This is a genomic window from Plesiomonas sp. ZOR0011, from assembly GCF_000800945.1.
Taxonomy (GTDB): Bacteria; Pseudomonadota; Gammaproteobacteria; order Enterobacterales; family CAMTGL01; genus Plesiomonas; species Plesiomonas shigelloides.
Genome location: NZ_JRKB01000050.1, coordinates 19,474 through 29,500, shown reverse-complemented (window position 1 = coordinate 29,500; position 10,027 = coordinate 19,474). Strand labels below are relative to the sequence as shown.

Genomic DNA, 10,027 nt, shown 5'->3' with positions numbered 1-10,027 from the left:
GTGCATATCGTGCATATCGTGCATATCGTGCATATCGTGCATATCGTGCATATCGTGCATATCGTGCATATCGTGCGCAGTGTGTTCGTCCGCTGGCGCGTTTGCCATCCCCGGCATGGTATGAGAATGCGCCATGGCATGCGCGCCCTTCGAAACGGCGTTGGCACGACCAAACCAGAAATAGGCGATTAATCCCAATAGGCCGAAATACAAGGCGTTAATGGGCCACGCAATCGTCATGATCGACATCGCTTGCGGATGATGTCGAATATCCCAATAAATAATGACGGCACTCACCAAGGCACTGAGCAGCCAAAACCAAGCCAGCGTCTGTAACCATGCGGGAAATAACATACAGCAACTCCTTGTGCGCATCGGCCCCGTAATAACTCTAGTCAAGCACGCTTGAATAAGAGACGACCAAAATAGCAAACGGCGTCATGCACGATAAATGAACAGTGAGTAAAACGGTAACACAGCAGGATGTTGCAAACGGCAAGAATGCGTTTCAGTGCGCGAAAGCGCAATACCCAATGAGGCAGAGGTAAGGATAGCGATAAAATAACCACAGGCCGGTAAAACCGGCCTGTGGTTATTCAGATTATCGTCCTATAGAGCGTAGCGCTTAATACATAGCGCTAAAAAACAGCACGAAGCAGATGGCGTGAGATGCTATACACCGCTTACACCTTTGGAGCAAAGCGCTGAGCGGTCACTTGCACCACTTCGGCGACCACGCGGCTGGCGGCTTGCAGTGAGTCCACCGGCAGGTATTCGTAGATGGAGTGGAAGTTATGCGCACCGGTGAAGATATTCGGGCATGGCAGACCATTTTGCGACAACACGGCGCCATCATAGCCGCCGCGCATTGGGATCACTTTCGGCTCGATACCCTGATTGCGATAGGCTTGCTTCACGATCTCAATCGGATAGGCGGAATCGCCCTGCAGACTATTGAAAACGTTAGCGTAACGGTCAGCCAGCTTGCACTGCACACTGCCTTCGCCCCACAATCCTTCACAGCTTTCGCTCAGCTGACGCAAAAACTGCATGCGCTTCTCATAGCCTTGCTGCGTGAAATCACGCACATCCATCTTCAGCACGGTGCGCGCGCTGTTGCCCTGCATCGTCTTGACCCAGTAGTAACCTTCACGCCCTTCGGTGTACTCCGGCGCTTCGCCGCCCGGCAGCATGGCGATAAATTTATGCGCCATCAGCAGGGAGTTTTTCAACTTGCCCTTGGCTGACATCGGGTGCGCCGATTGACCGGTGAACACGATTTCCACATCGCCGGCGTTCCAGTTCTCATACACCAGCTCGCCAATGCCGCAGCAATCCAGCGTATAGGCAAAGTCCGCGCCGAAATTAGCCACATCAAACGCTTTGGCGCCGCGCAGCCCCTGCTCTTCATCCGGCACAAAGCCCACTTTCACCGTGCCATGTGGGATATCAGGGTTGGCTTGCAAGAATTGCAACGCATCCATAATCGCGGCTAACGCGGCTTTATCATCGGCGCCCAGCAAACTGGTGCCGTCGGTGACGATAATGTCCTGACCTTGGTAGTTGGCCAGCTCAGGAAACTCCGATTGGCGCAAATGGATATCCAGCTCGGCATTGAGGCAGATATCGCCGCCTTGATAGTTCACCACCTGCGCGTGGGTATCAGTATTGAGCTCGGCGCTGGTATCTAAGTGACCGAAGAAAGCCACGGTCGGCAATGGGTATGCCACATTGCTCGGTAAGGTAGCCGTCACAATGGCGGTATCGCGCACCACCACATCAATCAAGCCCAGCGCTTCAAGCTCAGCGCCCAGCTTTTTGGCCAGCACCAACTGATTAGGGGACGACGGCATGATCCCCGCGGCGCCGTTTTCACGGTTGGTGGTGGTGTTAATCTCGGTATAGGCAATAAATCGGTCAACAATATTCATCATCACATCCATCCCGACGACAATAAATTCGGTTATTATTCTGCTTACGGCCGTCTGAACGCGGCCACCGGCGCACAGCATGCGGATAAGCGACGCACTTTTCAGTAAGTCCGCGTCTGTTTTGTGATGTCACAAAGCGTTGTGACACAGATGCAACCAGTTTGCTGCCGACCTGTTTTACCGTGACCGGCCTCCCCATTCACGCCGGTGCATATTCCGATCAACTGAACATTTTTGAGAGAACCATGACCGAACTGGGCACCCTGTTTCCTGCCTGTCGCACCCTGCTGGGTGTTCCTGAATTTGATGCGCTGTGCCAGACACATGCCCTCACGGCCAAGCCAGCCGCGAGCGCTGCGGCGCAGCTGATCGCACTATTACAACAGCAAGAAGCAGACAGCCCATGGCTGGCCGACTTGGCCGAATTGGAGTGGGCCATTGAGCAGGCGGTGCAAGCCACGCCGAGCCCCGCGTTTGATTTGGCCGCGTTGCAGGCGTTATCCGCCGATGAGTACGCTGATTTGGTCTTCACGCCTACGCCGGGCATGAGCCTGATCCAGTCCGACTTTGCGGTGTTGGCGTTGTATCAGCAGGTGTTGGCCCCGCAGGAAGGGAGTGTGCTCGAGCTTGAGCAGCCGTGTCAGTTGGCCGTGGTTCCACGTAACGGACAAGCGGCGCTGTTGCCGTTGGATGATTTTGCCTTTGTCTTACTGGCTCACTTTGAGCAGGGTGGCACCTTAGGCCAAGTACAAGCGATGGATCCGAGCCAGCTGCTGCCGGCCCTGATTGAACAAGGCCTGCTGTGCGGTTTTACGCTAGCGCGTTAACTGCCGAGAAGAGAGACAAGACTAGCTGAATCGGTAGGCCAAATCGGTAGGCCGAATCAATAGGAAAGTCGGGAAAATAGCGCGGGGCTGGTTATAACCAGCCCTTGCGTTTGAAGTACAGGTACGGCGCTAAACCGGCCAAAATCATCAAGATCAAGGCATACGGATAGCCGAGCTCCCAATGCAGCTCAGGCATAAACTCAAAGTTCATCCCGTAGCTGGACGCCACCAGTGTTGGCGGCAGGAACACCACGGAGACCACCGAGAAGATCTTGATGATCCGGTTTTGTTCGATGTTGATGAAACCCATCGCCGCATCCATCAGGAAGTTCACTTTCTGGAACAGCGATTCATTGTGCGGCTGCAAAGACTCGATATCGCGCAGCACCTCACGTGCCTGCTCCAGCTCATTTGCTGGCAGACGGGCTTTGCGCACCAAAAAGCTCAAGGCGCGCTGGGTATCCATCAGACACAAACGCACTTTCCAACCGGCATCTTCTTGCTCCGCCAGATTGGACAACGCCTCATCGAAATCATCACCCTGCTTGCCTTCCAAGATCACCTTACCGATGGTCTCCAGCTCGCTATAAATGTTCTCAATAACATCGGCCAGCTGCTCGATTTTGGTTTCGAACAAGTCCAGCAGTAACTCATAGGCATTGCCTTCTTGCAGACGCTGAGTCCGCGCCCGCATCCGATACAAACGAAACGCCGGCAGCTCACGCTCACGCAAGGTGAACAAACGCCCATCACGGATGGTAAACGCCACCGTGGCGTTGCTGGCATAATCTTCGTTGTCTTCGTAATAAAAGAAGGAGTGAATGTGCAGGCCATCTTCGTCTTCGAAGAAACGCGCACTGGCCTCAATGTCTTCCAACTCAGGACGGGTCGCCAACCCTTGTCCCAGTTCATGTTGTACCCGATCCCGCTCTTCTTCGTCTGGCTCGATCAAGTCAACCCACAGTGCTGAGGTGAGTTTATCCTGCTCGTCCAATTCCAGACGCTGTAAACGGCAATCGTCAAGTTTAAATGCGCTCAGCATGTGTCATACCTCCCCTTGCGGTTACGATATGAACAACGCTTTGAAGCACTGCCAGAAGCACGCAGCTTCCACCAATTCAAAACTGGTGCAATGAGATTTAATCAGATGCAGCGGACTTCAGGTAATGATGACGCGGTGCTTGCTGACAGCCAAACTCTGTCAACTCACACGCAGGAGAGGACAGGTTAACGGGCAAAAATCTCATTCCAGCATCGACTGGGTGTGTCCAAGGCGGTGTCCTCTCAAATGATAGTGCGCGAATGTTACGCCTGACAGGAAAAGACTGTCAACCGCGCAACCGGTCTGTAACGGATAAATTTTGTCCGCTCAGCGGTACAGGATGGCCGTTATCTCAGACAGTTGAGTAAAATAAGCCGTTTTTTTGCGCTTTCTGGGTAAAATCACGCCATTAAGGGCGAAAAATAGCGCCATGCTGTCAACATGCTCACCGGCTAACTCTCGGTTTACACCCCCAAACCACAGCTTGGCGGACGACCATGACACACGGATGACAGGCTTCGCAATGGCGCTGACCGCGCACCATTGCGAAGTGTTATAGCAAATGAAGTGTTGTAGCGGATTCCGCCCACAAAGGCAGTCGTTAGAGCGGACTCAAATTGGCGAACGCCACCACCAGCCACTTGATGCCCGCGCCATTAAAGGCCACTTGCACCCGCGCATGCTCACCGCTGCCTTCGGTATTGATGATGGTACCTTCACCGAACTTGGCATGCTGCACCCGCTGACCGAGGGAAAAGCCGCTGTCATTGCTGCGCATCGCCGCCGGTGCGCTGCTAAAACGTGTTTGCGTAACCGGACGCGACACCGTGGCGCGCAAGCGCACCTCTTCCACACACTCATCCGGCAGCTCTTTGAGAAAGCGCGATGGACGATGATATTGCTCTTTGCCGTACACCCGCCGCGACTCGGCATAGGTTAAGGTCAGCTTTTGCATGGCGCGAGTCACGCCGACATAGGCCAGACGGCGCTCCTCCTCCAGTCGTCCGCTCTCTTCGGCGGACATTTGGCTCGGGAACATGCCCTCTTCCATACCAACAATGAAGACCTGCAAGAACTCCAAGCCTTTGGCCGAGTGCAGAGTCATCAGCTGCACCGCATCGTCGTAGGCATCGGCTTGCCCTTCGCCAGCTTCCAGCGCCGCATGGGTCAAGAAGGCCTGCAGCGGCGTCATTTCGTCGGCCTCTTCTGGCACTTCGAACTGACGGGTGGCGGTCACCAATTCTTCCAAGTTTTCGATGCGCGCCTGACCTTTTTCGCCTTTTTCCTGCTCGTACATCTGCCACAGCCCAGAGTGTCGGATCACATGATCCGTCTGGCGATGCAAGTCCATCTCCCAGGTTTCACTTTCCAGCGCGCGGATCAGCTCGGTAAAGCGCAGCAATGCGCCAGCCGCACGACCGGCCAACACATTTTCGCGCAGCAGGTATTCTGCCGCCTGCCACAGGGTCTGCTGCTGATCGCGCGCCGCTTGGCGTACTAAATCCAGCGTGCGATCGCCAATGCCACGGGCTGGGGTGTTGATCACCCGCTCAAACGCCGCATCATCATTACGGTTGGCGATCAAGCGCAGATAGGCCAGCGCATCTTTGATCTCTTGACGTTCAAAAAAGCGCATCCCGCCATAAATGCGATACGGCATACTGGCTTGCAATAACGCCTCTTCCAGCACCCGCGATTGGGCGTTGCTGCGGTACAAAATGGCGCAATCACCGAGCGCGCCGCCTTTGTCTTGCCAAGCTTTAATCCGCCCGACCACAAACCGCGCTTCATCCAACTCATTAAATGCGCAGTACAGGGAAATCGGCTCGCCACCTTGACCATCGGTCCACAGCTTTTTACCCATCCGTTCACTGTTATTGGCAATCAAGGCGTTGGCGGCGGCCAGAATGTTGCCGGTGGAGCGATAGTTCTGTTCCAAACGGATCGTCTCGGCACCGGCAAAATCATGCAGGAACTGCTGGATATTCTCGACCCGCGCCCCGCGCCAGCCATAGATCGACTGGTCATCATCGCCCACGATCATCACCTTGCTCTCATCGCCGGCCAGCATGCGGATCCACGCGTATTGAATGCGGTTGGTATCTTGGAACTCGTCCACCAAAATATTGGCAAAACGGCTGCGATAATGCTGCAAAATCGCCGGTTTGTGCAGCCACAATTCGTGGGCGCGCAGCAGCAATTCGGCAAAGTCGACCAGTCCGGCGCGATCACAGGTTTCCTGGTAAGCCTGATAGATTTTCAGCCATACCGCTTCGGTTGGATTGCCGTAGGTTTCAATGTGCGCAGGGCGTAGCCCCTCGTCTTTCTTGCCGTTGATGTACCACGCAGCCTGACGCGGCGGCCAATGCTTTTCATCCAGATTCATGGCTTTGATCAGACGCTTCAGTAAGCGCAGCTGATCGTCCGAGTCGAGAATTTGGAAGTCTTGCGGTAAGCCAGCATCCAGATGGTGTGCGCGCAACAGACGGTGCGCGATGCCGTGGAAGGTGCCAATCCACATGCCGTTTTGCGCGGTGCCGACCAGCTGTTCAATCCGGTGGCGCATCTCGGCGGCGGCCTTGTTGGTAAAGGTCACGGCCAAAATGGAGTACGGCGAGCTGTGCTCTACCGCCATCAACCAAGCGATCCGGTGAACCAGAACGCGGGTTTTACCACTGCCGGCACCGGCCAGTACCAGCAAATTGCTGCGCGGCGCGGCAACCACTGCGCGCTGTTTGTCGTTCAGGCCGTCGAGCAGAAGGGACACATCCATCGGGAAACCTACTGTGTTTTTATACAATATGAGGGATTATAACAGCTCACACAGCGAGGCCAACCGACGGATTTCCAAGGTCGGCAGGGTGCGGCTGTGATCGTCGCTGCGCAGCTGCCGCTGATGATCGTTCAACCAGCACGCTTGTGCGCCGGCATGGATCGCCCCTTGCACATCCGTTTGCAGGTGATCACCAACGTGCAGCAAGCTTTCCGGACGAATGTCGAGACGCTGCGCCGCCAGCTGGAACATATCGGGATAGGGCTTGGCGCGCCCATCGGGGCCGGCGCGCAGACAAAATTGAAAGTACGGCGCCAGACCAATCAAGGCCGGATCGGCATTACCATTGCTAATAGCCACCAACGGCCAACGTTCAGCCAACGCCGCCAACACCTGCAAGGTTTCCTGCGGTACGCGAATGCGATTTCGCAAGCGGATAAATTCGGCCATTCCTTGCTGTGCGCCGCGTTCAGCCTCACTTTCCGCCATGCCGTACGCCACCAGCTCGGCAGCAATGGTCGCCCCACGCAGCGCCGTCATATCATGCTGCAACGCCGGCTCGCGTTGGGCGCGCAGATGGCGGCGTGCCGCCCAATCGGCGGCGCTCAAGTGTGCTAACTGCGGATAGCGACGCCCTAACGCGGCCGCCGCATCCTGCTCGCAGGCGTGCATCACCGGCTCGTTGTCGTACAGGGTGTCGTCAAGATCAAAGCTGAGGGCCGCAATCGGCCGCAGCGGACGGAAAAACTGCATATCATGCTCCCGTAATACGCTGCCGCAATGCCCGCCGCCCAGTTAGCCTCGTGAGTTAGCCAAGTGAGGTCGTGGCTATTGCCGCCGCGTTATGAATCAGATTCGCGTTTAGCGCGTGGATGCGCCGCATCATACACCTTAGCCAGATGCTGAAAATCGAGGTGGGTATAGATCTGAGTGGTCGATAAATTGGCGTGCCCGAGCAGCTCTTGCACCGCGCGCAAATCGCCGCTCGACTCCAGCAAGTGGCTGGCAAAGGAGTGGCGCAGTTTATGCGGATGCACGTGACTGCTGACTTCCTGCTTAATGCCCCATTCGGCCATCCGTTTTTGCACGTTGCGAGTACTGATGCGCGTGCCGCGCTGTGAGACAAACAGCGCCTCATCGTGCGGCGCAAAACTTGGCCGCAGCGCCAACCAGCGCTCTAACCATGCTAACGCGGTACGGCCAAACGGCACCCGCCGCTCTTTGCTGCCTTTACCCAACACCTGCACCTCGCCACCGGCCAGATCCAGCATGTTGCAATTAAGACCAACCAGCTCCGACAAACGCAGTCCCGCACCGTACATCAGCTCCATGATGGCGCGATCGCGCACCGCCAGCGGATCGCTGTCATTAACCGTCAGCAGGTGACCGACTTCATCCACATCCATGTTTTTCGGTAATCGTTTCGGCTTTTTCGGCGCCGCAATGCCGCGCGCCGGATTAGCCGCCAACTCGCCGTGCAGCACCAAATAATCGAGAAAACTGCGCAGCACCGACAACCGCAGCGCCTGCGCACTCTCTTTAAGCCCTTCGCGCTTAGCGCGTGCCACCAACTGTCGGATCCACGCGGCATCCAACTGTGGCCAGCTACGCAGTCCTATGCCCAACATCTGTTGCTGGATCACGCCTAACTGGCGTTGGTAGCTTTCCAGCGTTTTCGGGCTCAGTTGGCGCTCATTGCGTAAAAAGTCCAAGTACTGCTGCGCCAAAGGGTGCAGTGGGTTGTCATCGACCGGCGTCGTAGACACCGCAGAGGATGCAGTAGAAGGTAACGTGGTTCGCATCAGGAATGTCCGTTTATCAGGCTGGTGCGTGAGGCGAATACCCTCACGCGCGCCAGTTTAACTCGGTGCGCGCAGCGCCACCCACGCAGGCAACGCGTGCTCCACCATCGTCGCCACCTGCTGTAACAGGTGGGTGGCCATACCGGGCTGGAAATGCTGTGGGTCACGGCTGGCAAACACCAATACTCCCCATTCGCGCTCGACACCCAACCGCTGCAGAGCAACCGAGCCCACCCGCACCACATCCGGTAACAGCAATTGCTGCTCGACGGCATTCAAGGGCCCCAAGTAACTGGCCCCCGGGAAGAAACATTGGCCAAAGCGCTGCACCCGGATCGGCTCAAACTGTAACTGACTCAATGCCAGCTCATGAGCCGTGCTCGGCGCGGTTAGCTGCCAGCTGTCACTAAAGAGGCGCAAACCACAGGCCAATAAGCCTTGCGCGCGGCTCCATTGCTGCAGCGCCTGCAGTCCGTCGGCCAAAGTCGGTGCCTGTAACAGCTGACGTTGCAGTGGTAACAGACTGAAAAACAAACGTTCGTTTTCCGCGGCGCGCGCCAACAGCTCACGCTGCTGCTGTTGTAAGTCACTGACTTGCTGACGCAAGATCAGCAGTTGCAACTCCACCAATGACACCGCGCCGCGGCTGTAATGCGGGATCTGCAAACTGTTCAGTAGCGTCGGCTGACGGATAAAAAACTGCGGCTGACGCTGTAAATAGTCCGCCACCTGACGGTCGGTCAATGCCGGCGCCTCGGCCACCGGCCGCTCACTGATACTGGCATCACTCATGCCGGAGTTACTCCCTCTCAGCCCCTCTTACAGGGTGACAAATCCATCAAAAACGTGGGTCGCTGGGCCCGTCATGTACAACGGCTGACCGGCGCCGCGCCAGCGAATCTGCAGACTGCCCCCCGGCAGGTCGACTTGCACCGACTCGCCAAGCAGCCCTTGCATAATGCCAACGGCCACTGCCGCGCAAGCACCACTCCCGCAGGCCTGAGTTTCCCCCGCGCCGCGCTCGTATACCCGCAAACGGATATGCTCACGGCTGACCACCTGCATAAAGCCGACATTCACCCGCTCAGGAAAACGCTCATGATTTTCCAGCAGCGGGCCTAAGGTTTCCACTGGCGCGCTATCGGTGCTCTCCACTTGCAACACACAGTGAGGATTGCCCATCGACACCGCGCCGTAAAACACGGTTTGCTCGCCGGCGCGCAGGATATAGGTTTTTTCCTCTTTCACCGCCCGCAGCGGGATGCGCGACGGTTCAAACTCCGGCACCCCCATGTTGACGGTGATCTGCTCGTCGTCTTGCACTTGCAAAATCATCTTGCCGACTTGGGTACTGACTCGAATTTCGCGCTTATTGGTCAGCCCTTTTTGCCGCACAAACGCAGCAAAGCAGCGCGCGCCATTGCCGCACTGCGCCACTTCGCTGCCATCGGCATTGAAAATCCGGTAGTGAAAGTCCAGATCCGGATCGTACGGCGGCTCGACCACCAGCAACTGGTCAAAGCCGACCCCCCGATGGCGATCCGCCAATTTGCGAATCAGCTCCGGTGAAAAAAACAGGTTCTGGGTCACCGCATCCACAACCATAAAGTCGTTGCCCAGTCCATGCATCTTGGAAAATTGCACGCGGTTCT

General features: G+C 56.4%; 8 protein-coding genes and 1 pseudogene. 1 reads left to right on the top strand and 8 read right to left on the bottom strand.

Features of this window, described 5'->3' with window-relative positions; genetic code table 11:
• Both L975_RS18335 and pepT read right to left on the bottom strand, forming a co-directional pair.
• A pseudogene (locus tag L975_RS18335) lies at positions 1 to 354 on the bottom strand (hypothetical protein); the annotation flags it as partial.
• Between the two features lie 329 nt (positions 355 to 683).
• Positions 684 to 1,931 (bottom strand): peptidase T, encoded by a 1,248-nt coding sequence (gene pepT, locus L975_RS09185; RefSeq protein WP_039046797.1) that lies wholly within the window; start codon positions 1,929 to 1,931, stop codon positions 684 to 686.
• Positions 1,932 to 2,176: 245 nt separating this feature from the next.
• Between pepT and L975_RS09180 the strand changes: the two genes are divergently transcribed.
• A complete protein-coding gene (locus L975_RS09180; RefSeq protein ID WP_156121169.1) occupies positions 2,177 to 2,758 on the top strand; it encodes a hypothetical protein in 582 nt (193 codons plus the stop codon).
• Positions 2,759 to 2,849: 91 nt separating this feature from the next.
• On the opposite strand, the gene corA is transcribed toward L975_RS09180, so the two are convergent.
• From corA to dapF, 6 genes are all read right to left on the bottom strand, one after another.
• Complete coding sequence (gene corA, locus L975_RS09175; RefSeq protein ID WP_010864982.1) at positions 2,850 to 3,800, bottom strand: magnesium/cobalt transporter CorA; 951 nt, start codon at positions 3,798 to 3,800, stop codon at positions 2,850 to 2,852.
• Positions 3,801 to 4,401: 601 nt separating this feature from the next.
• Positions 4,402 to 6,573 (bottom strand): DNA helicase II, encoded by a 2,172-nt coding sequence (gene uvrD, locus L975_RS09170; RefSeq protein ID WP_047708267.1) that lies wholly within the window; start codon positions 6,571 to 6,573, stop codon positions 4,402 to 4,404.
• A 36-nt stretch (positions 6,574 to 6,609) separates the two neighbouring features.
• Entirely contained in the window at positions 6,610 to 7,326 is a 717-nt protein-coding gene (yigB, locus tag L975_RS09165) for a 5-amino-6-(5-phospho-D-ribitylamino)uracil phosphatase YigB (RefSeq protein WP_039046789.1), read from the bottom strand.
• Between the two features lie 89 nt (positions 7,327 to 7,415).
• Positions 7,416 to 8,375 carry a tyrosine recombinase XerC gene (xerC, locus tag L975_RS09160; RefSeq protein ID WP_052181375.1) on the bottom strand — a complete coding sequence of 320 codons (960 nt, stop codon included), beginning with the start codon at positions 8,373 to 8,375 and terminating at the stop codon, positions 7,416 to 7,418.
• 57 nt (positions 8,376 to 8,432) lie between these two features.
• A complete protein-coding gene (locus L975_RS09155) occupies positions 8,433 to 9,167 on the bottom strand; it encodes a DUF484 family protein (protein ID WP_039046788.1) in 735 nt (244 codons plus the stop codon).
• Positions 9,168 to 9,194: 27 nt separating this feature from the next.
• Positions 9,195 to 10,019, bottom strand: a complete 825-nt coding sequence (dapF, locus tag L975_RS09150) for a diaminopimelate epimerase (RefSeq protein ID WP_047708266.1) — start codon at positions 10,017 to 10,019, stop codon at positions 9,195 to 9,197.
• Positions 10,020 to 10,027: the final 8 nt, after the last annotated feature.